Origin of the sequence: Ottowia sp. oral taxon 894 (genome assembly GCF_001262075.1) — a bacterium.
GTDB lineage: Bacteria > Pseudomonadota > Gammaproteobacteria > Burkholderiales > Burkholderiaceae_C > Ottowia > Ottowia massiliensis.
In genome coordinates this window covers 1615967-1637485 of the sequence record NZ_CP012073.1, presented here as the reverse complement: position 1 = coordinate 1637485, position 21519 = coordinate 1615967, and the positions used below count along the sequence as shown (strand labels likewise).

Annotated in this window: 23 protein-coding genes; 13 read left to right on the top strand and 10 right to left on the bottom strand. The window is 63.4% G+C overall.

What is annotated here, in order from left to right:
• Positions 1 to 369: 369 nt before the first annotated feature.
• The 12 genes from ADJ79_RS14200 to ADJ79_RS07005 all read left to right on the top strand — a co-directional run bounded on the left by ADJ79_RS14200 (position 370) and on the right by ADJ79_RS07005 (position 8272).
• On the top strand, positions 370 to 708 hold the full coding sequence (locus ADJ79_RS14200) for a hypothetical protein (protein ID WP_156304072.1): 339 nt from the start codon (positions 370 to 372) through the stop codon (positions 706 to 708).
• A 360-nt stretch (positions 709 to 1068) separates the two neighbouring features.
• On the top strand, positions 1069 to 1371 hold the full coding sequence (locus ADJ79_RS07050) for a hypothetical protein (RefSeq protein WP_050715368.1): 303 nt from the start codon (positions 1069 to 1071) through the stop codon (positions 1369 to 1371).
• A 227-nt stretch (positions 1372 to 1598) separates the two neighbouring features.
• Positions 1599 to 2018: a hypothetical protein gene (locus tag ADJ79_RS07045; protein ID WP_156304071.1), complete on the top strand. Its 420-nt coding sequence runs from the start codon at positions 1599 to 1601 to the stop codon at positions 2016 to 2018.
• 1 nt (position 2019) lies between these two features.
• Positions 2020 to 2691, top strand: coding sequence for a hypothetical protein (locus ADJ79_RS07040; RefSeq protein ID WP_050715366.1), 672 nt, complete (start codon positions 2020 to 2022; stop codon positions 2689 to 2691).
• Positions 2691 to 2954: a hypothetical protein gene (locus ADJ79_RS07035; protein ID WP_050715365.1), complete on the top strand. Its 264-nt coding sequence runs from the start codon at positions 2691 to 2693 to the stop codon at positions 2952 to 2954. The genes ADJ79_RS07040 and ADJ79_RS07035 overlap by 1 nt, the downstream gene beginning before the upstream one ends.
• On the top strand, positions 2941 to 3180 hold the full coding sequence (locus ADJ79_RS07030; RefSeq protein ID WP_050715364.1) for a hypothetical protein: 240 nt from the start codon (positions 2941 to 2943) through the stop codon (positions 3178 to 3180). Before ADJ79_RS07035 ends, ADJ79_RS07030 begins: the two co-directional genes overlap by 14 nt.
• A 109-nt stretch (positions 3181 to 3289) precedes the next feature.
• Entirely contained in the window at positions 3290 to 3526 is a 237-nt protein-coding gene (locus tag ADJ79_RS07025) for a hypothetical protein (protein ID WP_050715363.1), read from the top strand.
• Between the two features lie 82 nt (positions 3527 to 3608).
• Positions 3609 to 3845 (top strand): hypothetical protein, encoded by a 237-nt coding sequence (locus tag ADJ79_RS14195; protein WP_156304070.1) that lies wholly within the window; start codon positions 3609 to 3611, stop codon positions 3843 to 3845.
• Between the two features lie 76 nt (positions 3846 to 3921).
• Positions 3922 to 4434, top strand: a complete 513-nt coding sequence (locus ADJ79_RS07020; RefSeq protein ID WP_050715362.1) for a hypothetical protein — start codon at positions 3922 to 3924, stop codon at positions 4432 to 4434.
• A gap of 211 nt (positions 4435 to 4645) precedes the next feature.
• Positions 4646 to 5206: a transcription elongation factor GreB gene (gene greB, locus ADJ79_RS07015; RefSeq protein WP_050715361.1), complete on the top strand. Its 561-nt coding sequence runs from the start codon at positions 4646 to 4648 to the stop codon at positions 5204 to 5206.
• A gap of 153 nt (positions 5207 to 5359) precedes the next feature.
• The gene (locus ADJ79_RS07010) at positions 5360 to 5902 is read left to right on the top strand and encodes a TPM domain-containing protein (RefSeq protein ID WP_050715360.1); all 543 of its coding nucleotides are present in this window, start codon (positions 5360 to 5362) and stop codon (positions 5900 to 5902) included.
• Between the two features lie 60 nt (positions 5903 to 5962).
• Entirely contained in the window at positions 5963 to 8272 is a 2310-nt protein-coding gene (locus tag ADJ79_RS07005; protein ID WP_050715359.1) for an NADP-dependent malic enzyme, read from the top strand.
• A 274-nt stretch (positions 8273 to 8546) separates the two neighbouring features.
• On the opposite strand, the gene ADJ79_RS07000 is transcribed toward ADJ79_RS07005, so the two are convergent.
• From ADJ79_RS07000 to ADJ79_RS06970, 7 genes are all read right to left on the bottom strand, one after another.
• Positions 8547 to 10340 (bottom strand): ABC transporter ATP-binding protein/permease, encoded by a 1794-nt coding sequence (locus tag ADJ79_RS07000; RefSeq protein WP_050715358.1) that lies wholly within the window; start codon positions 10338 to 10340, stop codon positions 8547 to 8549.
• Between the two features lie 274 nt (positions 10341 to 10614).
• Positions 10615 to 12780 (bottom strand): TonB-dependent siderophore receptor, encoded by a 2166-nt coding sequence (locus tag ADJ79_RS06995; protein ID WP_050715357.1) that lies wholly within the window; start codon positions 12778 to 12780, stop codon positions 10615 to 10617.
• A gap of 259 nt (positions 12781 to 13039) precedes the next feature.
• Positions 13040 to 13432 (bottom strand): DUF2946 family protein, encoded by a 393-nt coding sequence (locus ADJ79_RS06990; protein ID WP_050715356.1) that lies wholly within the window; start codon positions 13430 to 13432, stop codon positions 13040 to 13042.
• A 346-nt stretch (positions 13433 to 13778) separates the two neighbouring features.
• Positions 13779 to 14504: an HAD family phosphatase gene (locus tag ADJ79_RS06985; RefSeq protein ID WP_050716486.1), complete on the bottom strand. Its 726-nt coding sequence runs from the start codon at positions 14502 to 14504 to the stop codon at positions 13779 to 13781.
• Between the two features lie 114 nt (positions 14505 to 14618).
• Positions 14619 to 15641: a LysR substrate-binding domain-containing protein gene (locus ADJ79_RS06980; protein ID WP_050716485.1), complete on the bottom strand. Its 1023-nt coding sequence runs from the start codon at positions 15639 to 15641 to the stop codon at positions 14619 to 14621.
• A 369-nt stretch (positions 15642 to 16010) separates the two neighbouring features.
• Positions 16011 to 17354 carry an FAD-dependent oxidoreductase gene (locus ADJ79_RS06975; protein WP_172674041.1) on the bottom strand — a complete coding sequence of 448 codons (1344 nt, stop codon included), beginning with the start codon at positions 17352 to 17354 and terminating at the stop codon, positions 16011 to 16013.
• Positions 17355 to 17420: 66 nt separating this feature from the next.
• Positions 17421 to 18041 carry a cyclic nucleotide-binding domain-containing protein gene (locus ADJ79_RS06970; protein WP_158241629.1) on the bottom strand — a complete coding sequence of 207 codons (621 nt, stop codon included), beginning with the start codon at positions 18039 to 18041 and terminating at the stop codon, positions 17421 to 17423.
• Between the two features lie 117 nt (positions 18042 to 18158).
• Between ADJ79_RS06970 and ADJ79_RS14190 the strand changes: the two genes are divergently transcribed.
• A complete protein-coding gene (locus tag ADJ79_RS14190) occupies positions 18159 to 18422 on the top strand; it encodes a hypothetical protein (protein WP_156304068.1) in 264 nt (87 codons plus the stop codon).
• A 228-nt stretch (positions 18423 to 18650) separates the two neighbouring features.
• Here the strand turns inward: ADJ79_RS14190 and ADJ79_RS06965 are convergent, their stop codons facing one another.
• From ADJ79_RS06965 to atpG, 3 genes are all read right to left on the bottom strand, one after another.
• Entirely contained in the window at positions 18651 to 19067 is a 417-nt protein-coding gene (locus ADJ79_RS06965) for a F0F1 ATP synthase subunit epsilon (RefSeq protein WP_050715354.1), read from the bottom strand.
• A 102-nt stretch (positions 19068 to 19169) separates the two neighbouring features.
• Positions 19170 to 20573 (bottom strand): F0F1 ATP synthase subunit beta, encoded by a 1404-nt coding sequence (atpD, locus tag ADJ79_RS06960; RefSeq protein WP_050715353.1) that lies wholly within the window; start codon positions 20571 to 20573, stop codon positions 19170 to 19172.
• A 55-nt stretch (positions 20574 to 20628) separates the two neighbouring features.
• Positions 20629 to 21510, bottom strand: coding sequence for a F0F1 ATP synthase subunit gamma (gene atpG, locus ADJ79_RS06955; protein WP_050715352.1), 882 nt, complete (start codon positions 21508 to 21510; stop codon positions 20629 to 20631).
• Positions 21511 to 21519 lie beyond the last annotated feature (9 nt).

Sequence of the window (21519 nt, the reverse complement as noted above, 5' to 3'; positions counted from 1 at the left end):
TGCTATATTTCGCGTGCGCCCTATGGCGCTTCAGCCTTGTAACACTGCGGGCTGTGTGTTGAAACCAAAAGACTCTGCTCATCGCAATGGAGTCCGTCCCGACAAATGGCCCCTCACGGGGCCATTTTTTTTGCCCTGACATCGGGTGGGCGTCAGCCGCACACACCGCCGCAACTCCTTTGTGTGCGGGGCTTTCCTGCTATCAATGCAATAGCAATTGGCAAAAAGGCAACGGCGAAAGGCCCCACAAGCAAGTCGGGAATAAAAAAGATTTGACAAACGGGCGTTAGTCATGCATAATACAAGTCATGTTGATCGGGGTGATCAACACCGACGCCCGGCGGCACCGGGAACTCTAAGGAGATCAAAATGAGCAAGCCCCAAAACCAACTGCAAGACGGCCTCTACAAGGTGTGGGAAACGAAAAAAGCAGTCATAGATGCCTTGCGGCAAGCAAGGCATCTGTCTGAGTCAAGTAAAGGGGGGAAGTTTTTCCCTGCGGGGAGATATTATTTGGCGCATGGGGAATACGAAGCGCCCGATTATGTGCCGTGCAGATACAAGGACGGATGGGGCATCAAGGAAATAACCTATTTTTACCCTGGAACATTTCACGCCAGGGTGTCAGGAAGGCGGGTGATGCACGTGCATACAGTTGATTCTGATATGCCGCCAGAAATCGACATAATCAGCGAAAAAGCTTGGTAAATGAATAAAACAAAGGCCCCTGAGAGGGCCTTTGTTGCTTATACGGTTGAAAGAAAAGCGAGTGTCGAGAAATACACCGGTAGCATAATTGACTTTTGCAACGGCGAACTCGTGCTGCAATGCCCCCGCCCGGACTAGCAGCGGCCTGAAACCTGGGGCCTGGGCGCGGCCCCGCAAACGATGGATGCACGCTGGGTGCGCCTGACGGTTTGCTGATGACGGGCAAGCATGAACACTTTGAAACAAAGTAACATGATGCACAATTGACTACCGGGCGTTAGTCATGCATAATACAAGTCATGTTGATCGGGGTGATCAACACCGACGCCCGGCGGCACCGGGCACTCTAAGGAGTCAAACATGACAAACGCAAACGAAAAACTGGCCGCCCTGGAAGCTGCATTGCCTGATCTGCTGGATGGCGGCTCTTGGATGGTGGAAGCCGTGGAAACGGCCGACACGCTGGCCGACTTTGAGGCCGCCAGCCAAGGCTGGGCCGAATGCAGCGCCAAAACGATTCGTGGCACTGTGGCCGGCATGCCCTTCGTGGCATGGGAGCATGTGCAAGTGCGCAAAGGCGACCGCCGCCGCCCTCTGGCTGTGATCGACCTGGGTGACAAGCGCGTAGCGCTGGATGACGATGCCAGCTTCTGGCGTGTCTGACCTCTCGCAAAACAGGCCCCGGCAACGGGGCCGCTGAATATTTTTGCGTGGGATGTTGCTTGGCTACCAATGCTGTGACGGCCAAACAACAGCAAAGACCACGCAAGCGAGTCGGAAATAAAAAAAGACTTGACTAACGCCCGTTATTAAGGCACAATACATCTCATGTTGATCGGGATGATCAACACCGACGCCCGGCGGCACCGGGAACTCTAAGGAGAAAAATTATGTCGCGTAAAACGTTTACACATTCTTGCGGTCACGCAGGTGAAGCCTTTATCCCAGGCTGCGGCTACGGCAAGCAGGTGGCCTACATGGCCGAGCAGGGGGAGCACCAACCGTGCCCCGCCTGCCGCGCAAAAGCGGCGCAGGAAACAGCCACCGCCGAAGGGTTGCCCGCCCTGGAAGGCAGCGATAGACAAATCGCATGGGCGGCCGATATTCGGCCCGGTATGATCCAGCAGGCGGAGCAATTGCTGCACTCCGAGGTAGCTAAATTGGGAGACCGCGCCAATGAGCCTGTCATCGCAGGCAACCTGCAAAAAGCGCGTGCCAACATCGAGCGCCTGCGCGCAATCACCAATGCGGGGTGGTGGATTGACAACCGCTCCTTGCCATCCAAGTTCGTGCTGGTTGGGAGGTTCTGACATGCTGGCCGCAACACTCAAGGCGGCCATTGAGGCCGCCGCCCGGCCTTACGCTATGGCCGGGATTTACCCATGCGCCGTCTGGCCGGCGTCCCTCTACCGGCCTATGAGCCACATCTGGTGCACGATTACGTGGACTATGCCGCACGCCACAATCGAGGCGCCGCAATATGCGTTGCCCGGCGTGCGCGCGGAGGTCTGCGAGGCCCCCTCAGATGCTGTGCTTGCCATTCCTGTCGGGTCTGTCAGCCCGGCGGAAATCGAAGAGGCGGTGTTGCACGTCGCATGGGAGACGGGGGCGTGGGAAGCGCGCCGCATTGAGCGCGGTCCACGCCCGATGGGCTGGCGTAGCCCCTACTGGGGACCTGACGCCTTTCGGGCGGCTGGCGTGTCGCACTTCGGGCGTCTGGATTCGGAGGGCGCAGAGGCCGCCGACTGGGTGCGGGAGCAAGCTGCTCGGGATGGCTGCTTGGAGTGGCTTTTTGTCCCCGTGGCGCTTAACCACTCATCGTTATACCGGCAACGCCACTTGCAAAAAGATGCAAGTTTGCGGGCTGACTGCACCCGCCCGCCCAGGGCCGGAATCCGGATGTTTGATTTTGTTCGCCCGCGTGGCGAAATTGGGGCTGAGCATATCTATCAATTCGGGCGCAAAGCCCGCAAGGAGAGGTGATGGGTGGCAAACATCGCTACTGGCATCGCGCCTGGCGGCGTGATGCCGCCAGGCCCACCTGCCTGCTGCATGACAGCGGGCTGGTGGTGGAGTATGACCATGAGCTGGACTGCTGGGCGGCCACGGAAGAGTCATGCGAGGCGTGGGCTGCGTGGGAGTGCGCGCGCGGCGTGCCGCTGCATGACCTGACGGCGCGCATGATCCGTTTGTGCAAAGAGGCCGCCATGTGGGCGGCGTGGGAGAAAAAACATGCGAAAAATTGATCTTGCGAAACAAGCCGTGTGGTCGCGCGCCAACGAAAAGAGCCGCATCGAAAAAGGCGCGCGCTATCTGCCAGGCGGGCTGATGACCCCCGCCGCCGCCGCCGCGCTGGATGCGCTCATGGCCGCTGGTGCGGCCAGCAGCAAAACAGCGGCCATCAACGCCGCGCTCGTTGAGGCTGCCGCCCGGCGCGGGCTGAACAAACCCGCACACTTTGAAACAAAATAACATGATGAACGCTTGACAAACGGGCGTTAGTCATGCATAATACAAGTCATGTTGATTGAGTTGATCAACACCGACGCCCGGCGGCACCGGGCACTCTTAGGAGAAAAAGATGACCAACGCCACCACCACCGCCGCCGTCCTGTGCAATGGGCGGCTTGTGGGCTATGCCCGCACCACCCTTCCCAGCGGCCCCTGCTGCTGGGGGTATGAACTCTTGGACGGAGGGCGCGCCCTCGTTCAGTGCGGCACGGGCCGCATCAGCCGCGCGAAAGCGTGGCTGGAAGAAGTTGCCATCGGGGAGGTCCCCGAGGTGTATGTGAACATCGGCGGCGGCGGGGCTATGTAAGCCCGCCCCAAAAACAAAAGGCCACCTCTGGGTGGCCTTTTTGCTGCCTGTGCGGCAGAGAAATTGGCAAGACGCTTTGCGCTTGTCTCTCGCATTACTGCTTGAGCTGCTTCTCGCCGTTGTTTTTTCTAAGCTGCCTATTCGGCAGAAAAAAGCGAGTGGCGCATTGCCTGACTGCATTATAGCAATGCCTGCATCTATCGCCACCCGCCCGCCGCGTCAGTTGCATCTTGTCCACGCAGGCGGCCACCCGGCGCTGGCTAATAACCCTACAAATAAGCAGGAAATAAAAAAAGACTTGACTAACGCCCGTTATTGATGCATAATACATCTCATGTTAATCGCAGTGATTGACACCGACGCCAGGCGGAATCTGGCACTCTCAGGAGTCAACCATGAACATGCATCCTTCGCAACTCGAAAACAGTGGTCGCGCCGAAATTCACGCCTTCGCTGAAAAAGCGGCCGCTGCCCTCGAAAAGGCAGGGTGCGCCGTACGCCTGGAATACAGCGGGTCTGCCTTCGGCGCATCTGTTTATCTGGACGTCATTGACCCGCTGGGATTCCCGCTGCATAAGCAAGTGCGCGTATCCGGGCACCGCAAATCGGGCTGGCAATCCAGCTTGGTTGTCGATATCAGCTCCGACGCAGCCTTGGCTGAATTGATTGCGGCAATCCAGGCCCGCTGCACGCCAGAAAAACAGGCGTGGGTGAACGAAATGCAAGCCAGGCAACAGGCAGAAGAAGCCGCGTGGCTCCAGCGGCAAATCGAAAAAGAGGCAAACGCCTTGGCGCGTGCAGACGCCAAGGCCGCCACCGGCGAAAAACTGTCCCGATTGGAGTCCAACGCCGTAAAAGCCCGCGCCGCAGGCTGTTTGGTTCGCGATGGCGGGAAAATCTACTGGTAAACCGCAACGAGGGGCGCAGCCTCCGCAAGAGCTGGCGGGGGGAAGCATAAGGCCATGCCGTCACATTTTGATCAGCGTAGTTTTTGGCGTAACTTCAGCAATCTATGTCCACATTCCCCTGCGGGAAACGCCCCTGCATCATCGGCGTGTGGGCGGCAAATTCATCGGGGCGGGTCACGGCAATTCCTTCAGGCAGAACAAACGATTAGACATGAGCAAAGCCTTCACCAAAGAAACCGATGGCGATGACAGCGAAGACGGCGCCCAGGCGCTGCCGCCCCTGCCGCCGGGCGGGCGCAACTACATCACGCCCGCAGGCTACGCCGCCTTGCGCGCCGAGCTGATGCAGCTGATGGACCACGAACGCCCGCAAGTGGTGGAAGCCGTGCACTGGGCCGCCAAAAATGGCGACCGCAGCGAAAACGGCGACTACCTCTACGGCAAAAAGCGTTTGCGCGAGATCGACCGGCGCATCCGCTTTCTCACGCGCCGGCTGGAAATCGCCGCCGTCACCGACCCCAGCGCCCACCACGGCAGCGACCAGGTTTTCTTCGGCGCAAGCGTGACTTACTTGGACTGCGACACGGGCGAAGAGCGGCGCGTGACCATCAAGGGCATTGATGAAGCCGAGAGCGCGCGCGGCGAAGTCAGCTGGATCAGCCCCATCGCCCGCGCCCTGCTGCGCGCCCGCGTGGGCGACGAAATCAAGCTGATCACGCCTTCAGGCGCGCGGCTGATTGAAGTGCTGGCCGTGGAATACCCGCAAGGCTGAAACGGCCCCGGGCGCTCTCGAAAAAATAGCTGCATGCGCCCATTCCATGCGGACTTGCGGGCGATTTGGCCCTCAAAACCGGGCTTGGGAGCGGGCCTTGGGCGGCTGGCCTGCCCCTATCATCAGCCAGGCTGATGCGAAACGGTGACATTCATGCTCCATTCCTCTCGATTGCTGCACCATCTCTGGCTTGATGAAGCCGATGCCCGGCGCGCCGTGCCCCCGGCTCTGGCACAGCGGCTGGCGCGGCTGGTTGCTGAAAGCGAGACGCGGCATGAGGGCGAAGTGCGCCTGTGCGTGGAAGGCTCGCTGCCCATCAGCTATCTGTGGCGGCACGTGCGCCGCCGCCAGCCCATGCCGCAAGTGCTGCGCGAGCGGGCGCTGATGCTGTTTGCCAAGCTGCGCGTGTGGGACACGCGCCAGCGCAACGGCGTGCTGGTGTATCTGAACCTGGCCGCGCGCGCCATTGAAATCGTGCCCGATCGCGGCCTGGCCGAGCGCGCGCCGCCGCCCGAGTGGGCCGCCGTATCTGAACGGCTGGCTGGCGCGCTGGGGGCCGGGCGCTTTGAAGAAGGGCTGACGAACGCGCTGGCTGAAGTCACGGCCCTGCTTGAAAAGCACTTTCCCGAGTCGCCGGATGCCGCCTGCCGCCCGGCGCCGGATAACCAGCTGCCCGATGCCGTGGTGCTGTGCTGACCCCCCTCTTTCCCTTCAAAACGCTTCCCGAATTCCAGCAAATCGAAAGGCAGACTGACCATGCAAGACCTCACTCCCGCCCAGGCCGCCCTGCGCGACGCCGCCCGCAACTACCACCGCCAGCCCACGCGCGGCAAAGTGGCCGTGGTGCCCACCAAGCCGCTGTCCAACCAGCATGATTTGTCGCTGGCGTATTCGCCGGGCGTGGCCTATCCGTGCCTGGACATTCAGGCCAATCCAACCCTGGCGGCCGAATACACGGCGCGCGGCAATCTGGTGGGCGTGGTCACCAACGGCACGGCCGTGCTGGGGCTGGGCGACATCGGCCCGCTGGCGGGCAAGCCGGTGATGGAAGGCAAAGGGTGCCTCTTCAAGAAATTCGCGGGCATCGACGTGTTCGACATCGAACTGGCCGAGCGCGACCCCGACAAGCTGGTGGACATCATCGCCGCGCTGGAGCCTACGCTGGGCGGCGTGAACCTGGAAGACATCAAGGCGCCCGAGTGCTTTTACATCGAGCGCAAGCTGCGCGAGCGCATGAACATTCCGGTGTTTCATGACGACCAGCACGGCACCGCCATCATTGCGGGCGCGGCGCTGCTCAACGGGCTGGAGCTGGTGGACAAGCGCATTGAAGACGCCAAAGTGGCCGTCAGCGGCGCGGGCGCGGCGGCGCTGGCCTGCCTGGACGTGCTGGTGGGCCTGGGCGCGAAGCCGCAAAACATCTTCGTGTGCGACTCCAAAGGCGTCATCTACGAAGGCCGCCCCGGCGGCTTTGACGAATCCAAGGCCCGCTACGCACAAAAAACCGAAGCGCGCACGCTGGCCGACGTGGTGCGCGGCGCAGACGTCTTTCTGGGCTGCTCCACCGCCGGCGTGCTCAGCGCCGACATGGTCAAAAGCATGGCCGACAAGCCCGTCATCCTGGCGCTGGCCAATCCCAACCCTGAAATCGACCCCGCCGAAGCACGCCTGGCGCGGCCCGACTGCATCATCGCCACGGGCCGCAGCGATTACCCCAACCAGGTGAACAACGTGCTGTGCTTTCCCTACATCTTCCGTGGCGCGCTGGACTGCGGCGCCACCCGGATTACCGAGGAAATGAAGCTGGCCTGCGTGCGCGAAATCGCCGCGCTGGCCAAGGCCGAATCCAGCGCCGAAGTGGCCGCCGCCTACGCGGGCAAGGAACTGAACTTCGGCCCCGACTACATCATCCCCACGCCGTTTGACCCGCGCCTGATCCTGCGCATTGCCCCCGCCGTGGCCGAAGCGGCCGCGCGCTCGGGCGTGGCCACGCGGCCCATCACCGACATCGCGGCCTACCGCGCCTCGCTGGAGCACTACATCTACCAGTCCGGCATGCTCATGCGCCCCGTCATCTCCGCCGCCCAGGCTGTGCCCGCCGCGCAAAAACGCGTGGTGTATGCCGAAGGCGAAGACGAACGCGTGCTGCGCGCCGTGCAAAGCGTGGTGGACGACGGCCTGGCCACGCCCCTGCTCGTGGGCCGCCAGTCCGTCATTGAACGCCGCATCGCCAGAGCCGGCCTGCGCCTGAAAGTGGGGCGCGACGTGCAGGTGTGCGACCCCGAAACCGACAGCCGCTACGAAACCTGGTGGAAGGAATTTCACCGCCTGATGGCGCGCAACGGCGTCACGCAAGAAGCCGCGCGCGCCGCCGTGCGCCGCTCCACCACCGTGCTGGCCGCCCTCATGGTCCGCATGAACGACGCCGACGCCATGATCTGCGGCACCCTGGGCCGCTTTGACGTGCACTTCCAGCACGTCAGCGACATCATCGGCAAGGAACCGCACGCGCCCTGCATGGCCGCGCTCAACGCCCTCATCGCCGGCGGCCGCACCCTGTTCATTGCCGACACCTACATCAACAGCGACCCCGGCCCTGAACTGCTCGCCAGCATCGCCCGCCTGGCCGTGCAGGAAGTGCGCAACTTCGGCCTGCCGCCCAAAGTTGCCTTCCTCTCGCACTCCAACTTCGGCTCATCCACGCGCCCCTCGGCGCTGAAGATGCGCGCCGCGCGCGACCTGTTCCGCCAGCAAATGCCCGATGTGGAATGCGACGGCGAAATGCACGGCGACGCCGCCCTCTCGCCCGAGCTGCGCGCCCGCAGCGTGCCCGACAGCACCTTGAGCGGCGAGGCCAACCTGCTCATCTGCCCCAGCCTGGACACAGCCAACATCCTCTTCAACGTGCTCAAAACCACCGACGGCAACGGCGTCACCATCGGCCCCATCCTGCTGGGCGCGGCCGCGCCGGTGCATGTGCTCACGCCCAGCGCCACCGTGCGCCGCCTCATCAACATGACCGCCCTGGCCGTGGCCGAAGCGCAAAGCCGCCGCGCCGCGCACTAACGCTGGCGAACCATGAGAAAAAAAAGCGGGCCAAGGCCCGCTTTTTCATGCCCGCAACAGCCGCCCCAAGCGCCGAGAAACCGACATGCCGCAGACATGCAGGCGTGCCGTTTTTAGCTCCTTTATCAATAGCATGATGTCCTTATGAAACATGCTGTGAATGGGTTTTTATCCCCCTCGAATTCGCTACTGTTTTTGACACCTTCTGGCAGGCGCGCCGGGGCTTGCCCGGGGCTGGCCGCGAGCAGGCTTTCATGGCGGCTTCACAGCGGCCTTACAGCTGCATTTCGTGCTCGTGAAAGCGCCGCAGGCTGCTGCGGTGGGCGATGCTCACGAGGGTGAGGCCGGGCAGGTCGCGGGTGAGGCGGGTGTAGAGGCGTTCTTCGGTTTCTTCGTCCAGGGCGCTGGTGGCTTCGTCCAGAAAGAGCCAGCGGGGGCGGTGCAGCCAGATGCGGGCAAAGGCCAGGCGCTGCTGCTCGCCGGGGGAGAGCTGGCGCGCCCAGTGGGCGCTCTCGTGCAGGCGGTGCGTGAGGGCGGGCAGGCAGGCCCAGCGCAGGGCGGCCTGGCAGTCGTCGTCGCTGAAGGCGGTTTCGAGGGCGGGGTAGGCCAGGCAGGCGCGCAGGGTATCGATGGGCAGGTAGCTTTGCTGGGGCACGAAGAGGGTTTCGGCGCGGGGGGCTGCCGCAGCGCCGGGCGCTGTGGCTGTTTTGGGCGTTTCAGCGGTTTCGGGCGCTTCAGCGGTTCCGGGCGGGGTGGCAATGTGGCCGTGGCCGTGCGTCCACAGGCCGGCCAGGGCGCGCAGCAGGGTGCTTTTGCCTGCGCCGGAGGGGCCGCGCAGCATCCAGCGCTCGCCGGGGGCGATGCGCCAGTTCACCACGGGGGTGAGGGGCCGCCCGCCGGGGCCGAGGGCTTGCACGCCTTGCAGGGCGTAGCCGCTGGCGGCGGGGCCGCGCTGGCGGGTGATGCGGGGGGCGCTGGCCGTTGCGCCGCTGGCGGCTTGCAAGGCGGCGTCAAATTCGGCCAGGCGCGCCAGGGCCGAGCGCAGCAGGGCGAGGTCTTTGTATTTGTAGATGAACCACGAGAGGGCCACGCGCACGCGCATGAAGCTTTGGATGAGCTGGGTGAGGTCGCCCAGGGTGATGATGCCTTTGAACAGGCGCGGGCCTTGCAGCATGTAGGGCACGAGCGCGCCGACTTCGGTGTAGGCGTTGTCGGCGATGGTGATGCGCTTGGTGTAGTTCATGATGTCGCGCCAGTTGTGGCGCACGGCGGCGAAGCGGGCCGAAAGGCGCGCTCTTTCGGCGCTTTCGCCGCCGTAGAGGGCGATTTGTTCGGCGCTTTCGCGGATGCGCAGCAGCGCGGCGCGAAAGTCGGCTTCGGCCTGCTGCTGGCGGTAGTCGATTTGCACCATGCGGCCGCCGATTTTTTCAATGGCCCACGAGCCGCCCAGCGCGTAGATGAAGGCCACCCAAAGCATGTAGCCGGGCACTTGCAGCGTTTGGCCCCCGAGGGTGATGGCCAGTGCGCCCGACAGGCCCCAGACGATGGCCGAGAAGGTAAAGAGGCTGACGAAGTTGCTGATCAGCCCCAGCCCCAGGGTGAGCGTGCCGCTGGCGACCATGCGCAGGTCTTCAGCCACGCGCTGGTCGGCGTTTTCAAGGCTGCCGCCGCGATGGCTGCCGCCTTCGCCCTGATCGCCCTGATCGCGCTCCAGCCGCCAGAAGGCGTTGCCCGCCAGCCAGCGGCGCAGGTGTTCTTCGGTCATCCAGGCGCGCCAGCGCATTTCCAGCGATTGCGCCAGCCAGGTGCGGGCGGTGTTGAGCACCAGCCCCGTGAGCGCCAGCGCGGCCAGCGCGGCCAGTTGCGGCCAGAAGGCGGCTTCGTTGAGCTGCTGGAGCGCGTCGTAGAAGTCTTTTTGCCAGTAGGTGATGCGCGCGGCGCGCCACACCAGCGCCAGATCCAGCGCGATGACGGCAGCCAGCAGCCGCCAGCCCGGCCCGCTGTCAGGCGAGACCCAGTAGGCGCGGATGATGGGCCACGCGCCCGCGCGCGAAGCGGGGGCGCTCATGTGCGTAGGGGCCTCGAAGGCATCAGAAAGAGAAGCAAATTCAAGGGGGTAAGAATCCCGTTATGCGCAGTATTCACTAGGACCTCATGCTATTGATAGAGAAGCGAATTCAGAGATGAAAAACGCCCCGCAAGCGGGGCGCGGGCGCTCAGGGCCTGCCCATGATCTGGCCGCAAGGGGCGAAGGCGCGGATCGGAATGGACTGCGAGGCAGCAGACCGCCCGGGTCCGCGCCCCATCCATGCTTTCCGCCCCCACGGACTGCGAGCGGGTTTTCAGAACTGCGCGCGCAGCGTGAGCTGGAAGTTGCGCGGATCGCCGTAGGTGTTGTAGGTGCCCAAGCCGCCCAGGCGGGTGTAGTAGGTGCGGTCAAACAGGTTGTTGGCGTTGAGCTGCACGTCCCAGTGGCTGTTGATGCGGTAGCGCGCCATCAGGCTGGCGACGGCGTAGCCGCCCTGGCGGCGCGGCGAGAAAGCAGAGGAGGCGGTTTTGCTGAAGGCGCTCACGCCCAGCCCCACGCTCAGGCCCTGGAGCGGGCCGGATTCAAAGTGCCGCATGCCCCAGAGCTTGAGGTTGTGGCGCGGCTCCCAGAACTCCCAGCGCATGCCGGCGTTGTTTTTGTCCACGATGTATTTGGAGTTTTGGTAGGTGTAGCCTGCCTGCACTTCCCAGCCTGGGGCCAGGCGGCCTGTCAGCTCCAGGTCCGCCCCCCGGCTGCGCACCTTGCCCAGGTTCACGTAGAAGCCGGGGTGACTGGGGTCTTCCATGGCGCGATTGACGTCGCGCATGTCGTAGATGGAGGCGGTGAACAGCGCCCGTCCGTCCAGCAGAGCGGCCTTGGCGCCCACTTCGAACTGACGCCCTTCGCGCGGGTCAAGCGTGCTGCCGTCCACGCGCTCGTTGGACAGCGGGGTGAACATGGTGGAGTAGCTGGCGTACACCGTCCACACGGGGTTGATGTCGTACAGCGCGGCGGCGTAGGGCGTGAAGTGGTTGCGCGACTTGCTGCCGCCTTCCTGCCACTCGGTCGGCTTGGAGGGCGCGATGCGGCGGCTGCGGGTTTTGTAAGTGCTCCAGCGCCCGCCCAGCACGATGGTGAGCGGCTCGGCCGCGCGCAGGCGAAGCTGGCCGTAGAGGCCATGCTGGCGATCGGCGGACTGGCTGCCCGATTCAAAGGGGCCGCCAAAGTCGCTGATGCTGTTCGGCTGCCCGAAGGGCACATTGGGCACGAGGTCCCACGGGCGCAGCCACTTGTGGCCGTAGGTGGTGGCGTTGAAGCGGTCCAGGTTCGCGCCCACCAGCGCGCGGTGCTCGCGGCCCCACAGATGGAAGGGGCCGCTGGCGAACACGTCCGCCGTGTGGCGCGTGTCGGCAATCTCGCCGTGGCGGCGCACGTAGTTGAGCGTCATCGTGGCGCGGTTCACGCCGGAAGAAGGGAAAGCATCGTGATACAGCTGATCGCGCTCCCAGCGCGTGAGCTTGGCCGCCAGCTTCCAGCCGTTGGCAAAGCGGTGCTCGGCATCGGCCGTGTACCAGCGGTGCGTCCAGCCGGTGCGGTTCCAGTCTGGCGAGACGTTGGTGCGGCGCGAAATGTTCAGCAGCTCGCCCGTGGACCACGCGGGCAGGCCCGACATGCCCGCCCGCAGGCGGTCGCGCTGGTAGGCGGCGGCGACGGAAAGGGTGGTTTGCGGCGTGGCGTCCCAGTCCAGCGTGGCATAGCCCACCTGCTTGCGGGTATGCGCGCGTTCGATGGACCAGCCCTTGTCGGTGAGCGCCAGCACGGCGCGGCCGCGCAGCGTGCCGGCGGCGTTCAATGGCCCCGTCACGTCCACGCTGGCCTGGTGGTTGCGCCAGGTGCCTGTGCCCACGCTGCCTTCCAGGCCGAAGGCATGTTTGGCGCGCTTGCGCGCCAGGTTCACCGTGCCGCCAAAGTTGCTGCCCGCGCTGCCCGTGAACAGGCCGGAAGGGCCGCGCATGACTTCCACGCGGTCGTAAACGGCCAGGTCCAGCTGCTGCTGGCCGGAGAGATTGCCGCCCGGCACGCCGTCGTACGTGACGTTCATGCCGTAGCCGCGCGAATAGAACTGGCTCTGATGCATGTCGTTGCTGATCACCGTCACGCCGGTGGCCATGTTCAGCGCCTCCGTCACCGTGGCGGCGTTCTGGTCGCGCACGCGCTCGCTGGTGATGACGGAAACCGACTGCGGCACTTCGCGCGCGCTCAGCGGCTCTTTGCCGCCCACGGTGGTTTTGCTGATGTAGCCGGACGATTCGGCGCTGTCGGTCACGCGCACTTCTTCCAGCGTCTGAATCTTCTTGGGGTCTTGCGCCTGCTCGTCGGCCACGGATGCCTGCGCCGCCGCCAGCGCGGGAAAGGCCAGCGCCAACGCCAGCGTCAGGGGCCTGAGAGCCAGGCGCGAGGGGTTTGGATGGAAATTCATGATGGGTATCCGGAGGCGCGCGCGGCGCCCCTCTTGTGAAATGGAATGGAAAAGGAATGAAAAAGCGGATCGCCGCGCGCCTGGGCGCATCAGCCCATGCCGCGCAGGCGCGTGATGCCTTGCAGGCCCGCGCGGCCGCCGCAAGGGCGCGCCCCGGCAGTCAGCAAGCGTCAGGGGAAAGTCAGCGGAAAAGAGGGTTTGAGAGGAGGCGCGGACTGGCGCACAGCGGCCAGCGGCCCCGCTTCGCCCAAAAAGGCCGTCAAAGGGGCGGCCCGCGCCCTGGCAAGGCGCGCAGGTGGCGCGCTGCCTCCACGGGCGGCCGCCATGCGGGCGCGGTCAGCACGCGAACCAGGCGCGCCGCGCTGGCCCGCGCCAGCGCCCCCGCAGGCGCGGGCGGCGCAGGCAGCAGCAGCTGCATGAAGACGCACCACGGGCAGCCCGCAGGCGCAGACTGGGCCAGCGGCTGGAAAGGAGCGCCGTCCTGGGCCTCGCCTGCCACGGCCACCCACTCCATGCCTTGCGCCGTGCACAGCAGCACCTGCTCGCCCGCCGCTGCGTTCAGCAGGGCCGGATGCGCCGCCGCCCAGAGTACGAGCAGCGCCGCCGCCAGCGCCCAGAAGCGCCGGGCGGAGACAGGCAGGCGGCACAGCACGCCAGGCCGGGAAAATGCACGAACAGTCAAGAAAAGCCCCGAAAACTGCAACAAGACTTGGAAAAAGGTGGCGCAGTGTAGGGGCATGCGCGCCAAAAATCCAGCGTCCGCAAGCTGCCTGCAAGCCGCCCGAGTGCGGCGTTTGGAACCTGTTCAGCGTCTGGCCGTGAGGGGGCTGCACGAACCTCGCGCTCCGGCAGGGCGTTCGCAAGGCTCCAGAGCGCCCAAGCCCGCGCTTCTCGTGCTTTTCGTGCTTTTCGTGCTTTTCACGCCTGCGGCGCAGCTTGCACGCAGGCATCTGAAAACGCCGCCGCGCGCCGCTGGCGCTGCTTGCAATTTTCTTGATTCAAGATAAGAAGAAAGGCGGCGCGCGGTGTGCCTGCAACAGCGCGGCCAGCTCGCCCATGTGGGCGAGCACGCGCGACGCGCCTGCGGCCCGCAGCGGGTGCGGGCTGGCGTGCGGATCGTCTGGCGGGCAGTAGGCCCAGACGGTGCAGCCAGCGGCCACGCCGGCGGTGATGCCGGGCACGGTGTCTTCCACGACCAGGCAGCGCCCGGGGCTGACGCGCAAGTGGCGGGCGGCGGCCAGATAGACGTCAGGCGCGGGCTTGCTGGCGGGCATTTCGTGGCCGCTGAAAACGGCGGTGCCAAACAAAGGCGCAAGGCCGGTCTGGGCCAGCTGCATTTGCACTTTCTGCCGGTCAGCGCCGGAGGCGCAGGCGATGCGGCCGCCAGTGCGGGCGTGGGCGGCGTGCACGGCTTCGCGCGCGCCGGGCACGGCTTGCAGGCGCGCGGCCAGCTCGGCATTGCGGCGGGCGTAGAAAGCCTGCATCCACGCCTCCGTCAAGGGCTGGCCGGTGTGCTGCTCGATGACGGTGCGCTGGCTGCGCACGGTGACGCCCAGAAAGCGCGCGCGGCATTCGGCTTCGCTCATGGCCCAGCCGCGCTCGGCCAGCATGTGGCGCAGCACGCCGAGGGTGATGGGTTCGCTGTCTACCAGCACGCCGTCGCAGTCGAACAAAACGGCTTCAAACCGGGCGGGCGGGCGAGGGGCGGGCGGGGCGGAAGACATGAAAAAGAGGAGCAGATTCAAGGCCAGTAAAAACGGCTTTTGCGCACATTCGACCAGGAGGTCATGCTACGAAGAAAGGAGCGAAATGAGGCCGCAAAATGAGGCCGCAGCCGCTCACGCCGTCAGCCGTTTGACGCCGGGCAGCTCGCAAGCGTAGATGGCGTTGCGCAGGGCGGCAATGGCTTCGTAGCGGGTGAAGCTGCGCCGCCAGGCAAGGACGATGCGGCGGGTGGGCGCTTGCTGGCCTTCGCCGCGGGCGACAACGGGCAGGTAGCGCACATGGGGGTGCATGAAGCTGGTGCGCACGGCGTGGGCCTTCGCGCGCCGGCCTCGCGCGGGCGCGTCCGGCGCGTTGGATGCGTTTGGCGGCTGCCAGTTTTTGGGCGCGGCCATGCGGGGCACGAGGGTGATGCCCATGCCGGCGGCCACCATGTGCTGAATGGTTTCGAGCGAGGAGCCTTCAAAGCTCTTGCTGATGCCCTCGGCGTTGCTGGAAAAAAGGGCGTGCTCGGGGCAGACCTGGAGCACGTGGTCGCGAAAGCAGTGGCCTGCGCCCAGCAAAAGCATGGTTTCGTTCTTGAGCTGGCGGGTGGTCACGCTGGGCAGCGCGGCCAGCGGATGCGATTCGGGCACGGCGGCCAGGAAAGGCTCGTCGTACAGGGGCGCGATGGCCAGGCCCGCGTCAGGGAAAGGCTCGGCCAGGATGGCGCAGTCGATATCGCCCGTGCGCAGCATCTCCAGCAGGCGCACGGTGAAGGTTTCCTGCAACAGCAGGGGCATTTGCGGCGAGAGGCGAATGTTTTGCTGCACCAGATCGGGCAGCAGGTAGGGGCCGATGGTGGGGATGACGCCGAGCTTGAGCGGGCCGCTCAGGGGGTTTTTGCCGCGCTTGGCGATTTCGCGCACCCCGTTAGCCTGCTCCAGCACGCTTTGGGCCTGGCGCACGATTTCTTCGCCCAGCGGGGTGACGGTGACTTCTCCCGCGCCGCGCTCGAAAATTTTGACGTCCAGCTCTTCTTCCAGCTTTCTGACGGAAACCGATAGCGTGGGCTGCGAGACGTGGCAGGCCTCAGCGGCCTTGCCAAAGTGCTTGTGGCGGGCCAGTGCAACGATGTATTTGAGTTCAATCAGGGTCATGGAGGGGCTGTTTTTCTGTGCTTGCCGCCATTGTCGGCGGTGCGCGGGGCGGCGAGCGCCAGAAAGCATCTGCAAGAAAGGCAGCCGCCGTGGCTTCAGCGCCCTGGCCCTGGCCGCCGCAGCTCTCCGGAAGCTGCCCCGGGCTGTCCGGAATACGCGCGGCTGCGGCGTGCCCTCTGCGCCCTGTGCAAAAGGAGCCGGAAAAGCGCCGGGCGCGCAGCCCACAGGTTCAGCCCACTAAAAAAGGAGCAAATTCAAGGGGGCCAAAACAGCGCCTTGCGCAATCTCCACTAGGACCTCATGCTCCAAATAGAGGAGCAAATGTTTTGCTCCTCTTGCCCCGCCTGGGGCCAGCCTTTGCGCCGCCTCTCAAAGGCTGGCAAACAAGTCGTTGAGCGCCTCGCTCATGGTGGGGTGGGTGAAGATTTGGCTCTTGACGTAGCTGGCGGGCACGCGGTGGTCGATGGCCATCTTGAAGAGGTTGATGATTTCGTGCGATTCGGCGCACAGCAGGGTGACGCCCAGAATTTCACCCGTGCCGGCATCGGTCACGGCCTTGAGCAGGCCGTCGGTCTGGCCCAGGATCTTGGCTTTCGGAATGGCCTCGGCCTTGAGCGTGGCGACTTTGATGTTGCGGCCCGCCTGGCGCGCGGCAGCTTCCGTCATGCCAATGTGCGCCAGCGGCGGCTGGGTGAAGACGGCCGTGGGAAACGACGCGCGGTCTGCCGTGCTGCGCTGGCCCTGGCCAAAGAGCTGATCGCGCACGATGCGCCAGTCGTCCAGCGAGATGTAGGTGAACTGCGGGCTGCCCGCCACGTCGCCCATGGCCCAGATGTGCGGGGCGGCGCGCAGGTGTTCATCCACCTGGATGAAGCCGCGCTCGGTCACGGCCACGCCTGCTTTCTCAAGCGCCAGGCCGTCGGTATTGGGGCGGCGGCCCGTGGCCAGCAAGATGGCGTCGGCGTCAAAACGGCCTTTGGAAGTGACGGCGGTGGTGTGCTGCGCGCCTTCTTCAAAGCGCTGCGTGGCCGCGCCCAGCACCAGGCGCACGCCTTTGGCCTCGAGAATGCGCTGCATCTCGGCGGCGATGTCGCGGTCTTCGCGCGGCAGGAAGGTTTCGCCTGCATCCAGCACGGTGACTTCGCTGCCGAAGGCGCGGTACATGAAGGCAAATTCCAGCCCGATGTAGCCGCCGCCGACGATGAGCAGGCGTTGCGGACGCTCGGCCAGGGAGAGCGCGCCGGTGCTGTCGTAAATGCGCTTGCCGTCCACGCCTTCGATGCGGGGCACAACGGGTAGGCTGCCGGTGTTGATGAAGATGCGATCAGCCGTCACGCGCAGCTCGCCTTCGGGGCCGCTCAGCATGACGGTGTGCGCGTCTTCAAAGCGGGCGCGGGCATTGATGACGCGGGCGCGTTCCAGGCCATCGAGCTTGGCGAAGTTGGCGGCGCGCAGCTTGGGAATGAGGCCGTTTTTGGCCTGCATGGCGGCGCCGAACACGGCGGCCTTGTCGGCTTCCAGCGCGCGGCGTTCGCCCTCGGCGATGAGTTTTTTGGAAGGGATGCAGCCCACATTGATGCAGGTTCCGCCGTACATCTGGGCAGATGCCTCGGCCAGGAGAACGTCCTGCCCGTGCTGGGCCAAATCAGCGGCCAGCGTTTTGCCAGCCTTGCCAAAGCCGATAACGAGATTGGGTGTGTGCAGGGTTTGCATGAAGCGCCTTTTTGAGAAAAGCTTTCGCCAAATAAAAGAAGAAATGAAAGAGAAACGCTGCTTTTTCTAGCTGCCGCCATGCAGCCCGGCCCGTGCAGGAGCTGAAACAGGCGCGGCGGCAGAAGCCGGGGCAGGCTTTTTGGCGGCCAGCTGGTCAAGAAGCCGCTTATTGACGCTGTGCACGGCTTCGAGTTCCTGCTTCATGGCCTTGGTCACCTGCATGAGCGCGGACAGCTTGCGGTTGGATTCGCGCAAATGCTCCGCCATGCGCTGCGAGAGCGTCATCAGCAAATGCACAGCCACCTTGGGCTGCTCTTGCGTGAGCTGCAAAAGCGTGTCGCGCGTGAGCACGGCCAGCGCCAGGTCTGTGGCGGCTATGCAGGTGGCCGAGCGGGGCACATCGGCAATGAAGCCCATCTCGCCAATCAGGCTGCCGGGGCCAAGAATGGTGACGACCACGCTTTCGTCAGAGGCGGAGGCGCTTTCCACGGTAACTTCGCCATCAACCACCAGGGCCATGAAGCCGCTGCCCGCAGCTTCGCCCTCGCGAATCAGCACTTCGCCCGCATTGACCAGCTGCGGGTGCATGTAGCCCACGATCAGGCGCGCCTCAGCCAGGCTCAATCCCAGCCGCGCGCCGCCCGATACCAGCAGCTGCGCGGCTCTTTCCTGCGCGGAATCACTCATCATCCCAGCCTCCAAAACCTGAAAACCTGTTCACAACCCATCCTGATCCGCCCCTGGGCCACGCACGGACAAACGGTGAACAGGTTCTAGCACAGGCCATATCTGCCAACGCGGCGCATGCCAGACGAAATCAGAAACGCCGCCAGCAGCCAAGGCGCAAGGGCTTTTCCCATTCCCATGATGCATGGCAAATTTTCTTTAACCAACGGGCATGTATTTTCCGATAAATCGAATTATTTTCCCAAAGCGTACTTCGTGAATCATGAGCGGCAAGACATGCTTGCCGCATTCTCCCGCAAAACACTTGCCCCGGTCATTTTACGCCTGCGCGAAAAAATAGCTTGCAGATCCCAAAGCGGTGCCTCATGGCGTTCGTCTTAAACAAAATTCTTGCGCCAAACTCACCCACTGGACAAGCATATTTCGTTCACAAATAAAAAGCCCCGCATAAAATGCGGGGCCTTATCGTTTATATAAGCCATTTGGCATCGAATCTTGATCTGTTCACATTAACGCAAGGATTGAGTCGCACGCACCGAATGAAAAGACTCCATCGAACAGCGCGCATTATTTGATTGATATCGACGCCTGGCTTATTTTCAAACAGAATCAACGTTTTTGACGGTACTTGCGCAGGGCCGCAATTTCAGCGGCCAATACCGCCAACTCGGATGTGGCGCGGGCCATATCGATTTCACTCTTGGCATTGCGCAGGTTTTCTTCCGCTTCTTTTTTGGCGGCCTGGACTTTTTTGTCGTCCAGGTCTTTTCCGCGAATGGCCGTGTCGGACAGCACCGTCACGCGATCGGGTTGCACTTCCAGAATGCCGCCTGCCACGAAAATGAATTCTTCCCCTTTACTGGTGTGAATGCGCACCGACCCCGGCCGGATGCGGCTGATCAACGGCGTATGACGGGGATAGATGCCCAGCTCTCCCAATTCGCCCGGTAGCGCCACGAAAGTAGCCGTGCCGGAAAAGATGGACTCTTCCGCGCTGACCACATCGACATGAAAGGTTTCAGCCATGCTTGCTCCTGTGCTGGGGCGCGGGCCATATGACCGCAAGCCAGGGCTTTGCCCTTTCTTGCGCCACGCACCCGCGCCAGTCGCTGGATTTCCGGCAGGAAATCAGATCTTCTGGGCCTTTTCCATCGCCTCGTCAATCGTGCCAACCATGTAGAACGCCTGCTCAGGCAGATGGTCGCACTCGCCATTGACGATCATTTTGAAGCCGCGAATGGTTTCTTTCAGCGGCACATATTTGCCGGGCGATCCCGTGAACACTTCCGCCACGTGGAATGGCTGAGACAAAAAGCGCTGAATCTTGCGGGCGCGGGCTACGGCCAGCTTGTCTTCAGGGCTGAGTTCGTCCATGCCCAAAATGGCAATGATGTCGCGCAGCTCCTTGTAGCGTTGCAGCGTGCCCTGCACCTGGCGCGCCACGTTGTAATGCTCTTCGCCCACAACAAGCGGATCCAGCTGGCGGCTGGTGGAATCCAGCGGATCAACTGCGGGGTAAATGCCCAGCGCGGCAATGTCGCGCGACAGCACCACCGTGGAATCCAGGTGGGCGAACGTGGTGGCGGGCGACGGGTCGGTCAAGTCGTCAGCGGGCACATACACCGCCTGGATGGACGTGATGGACCCCACTTTGGTGGAGGTGATGCGCTCTTGCAGGCGCCCCATTTCTTCGGCCAGTGTGGGCTGATAGCCCACGGCGGAAGGCATGCGGCCCAACAGGGCGGACACTTCCGTTCCCGCCAGGGTGTAGCGGTAGATGTTGTCCACGAAAAACAGCACGTCACGCCCTTCGTCGCGGAAGGATTCGGCAATGGTCAGCCCTGTCAGCGCCACGCGCAGGCGGTTGCCGGGCGGTTCGTTCATCTGGCCGTACACCATCGAAACCTTGGACTCGCCCAGGTTCTGCTGATTGACCACGCCCGCGTCGGACATTTCGTGATAGAAGTCATTGCCTTCGCGGGTGCGTTCGCCCACGCCAGCAAACACCGACAAGCCGGAGTGCGCCTTGGCAATGTTGTTGATGAGCTCCATCATGTTCACGGTTTTGCCTACGCCCGCACCGCCGAACAAACCCACCTTGCCACCCTTGGCAAAGGGGCAAACCAAGTCAATCACCTTGATGCCCGTTTCCAGCACTTCCTGTGAAGGCGAAAGCTCGTCATAGGCAGGCGCCTTGCGGTGAATGGAGGCCGTCATCGTCTGTTCGATGGGGCCTCGCTCGTCGATGGGATTGCCCAGCACATCCATGATGCGGCCCAGCGTGGCTTTGCCTACAGGCACCGTAATGGGGTGGCTGGTATTGCTAACCACCATGCCACGGCGCAGGCCGTCAGACGATCCCAGCGCGATGGTGCGGACGATGCCGTCACCCAGCTGCTGCTGAACTTCAAGCGTCAGCGCAGAACCCTCCATCTTGAGGGCGTCATACACCTTGGGCATGTGCGTGCGCGGAAACTCGACGTCCACGACAGCGCCGATGCACTGAACAATTTTTCCTTGAACTTGGGCCATATTTGCTCCAATACTGAATTTCTTTATATAGATGCGGTACGGGGCTTTCCCGAAATCAAACGGCTGCTGCGCCTGCCACGATTTCCGTCAGCTCGGTCGTAATGGCCGCCTGGCGCGTCTTGTTGTAGACCAGCTTCAATTCATTGATGACATTGCCCGCGTTGTCTGTTGCCGCTTTCATGGCGACCATGCGGGCGGACTGCTCGGACGCCATGTTTTCAGCGACGGATTGATAAACCAGCGCCTCAACGTAGCGAACGAGCAGATCGTCAATCACGGACTGGGCATCAGGCTCGTAGATGTAATCCCAATTGATATTGCGCACATTGCTGTCGCGCGCCTGCTGCTGCATTCGTTCGGCTGACAGGGGCAGCAATTGCTCAACCACAGCTTCCTGCTTCATGGTATTAATGAAGCGCGTATAGGCAATATGGACCGCCTGCAATTCACCCGCTGCGTACTGATCCAACAGCACTTTTACTGGGCCAATAAGCTTCTCGAGATGAGGCGTATCGCCCAGTTGAGTAACCTGCGCCACCACAGGCGCCCCAATGCGGTTCAGAAAGCCCAGGCCTTTATTGCCAATAGCCACGGCTTGCGCAGCAACGCCCTCGCTTTGAAGCTCGCGCAGCTTGCCCGTGATCAGGCGCATGACATTGGTATTCAGACCGCCGCACAACCCTTTGTCAGTCGTGACAACGATCAGCCCCACAGCGGAAGCCTTATTGATTTGCATGAAAGGGTGCACATAATCTGGATGCGCCTGCCCCAGATTAATGGCTATATTGCGCACCTTCTCCGCGTAAGGGCGAGCCGCACGCATGCGGTCCTGCGCTTTGCGCATCTTGCTGGCGGCCACCATTTCCATGGCCTTGGTGATCTTTTTGGTGTTTTCCACCGATTTGATCTTGCCGCGTATTTCCTTGCCAACTGCCATTGCTGCTTC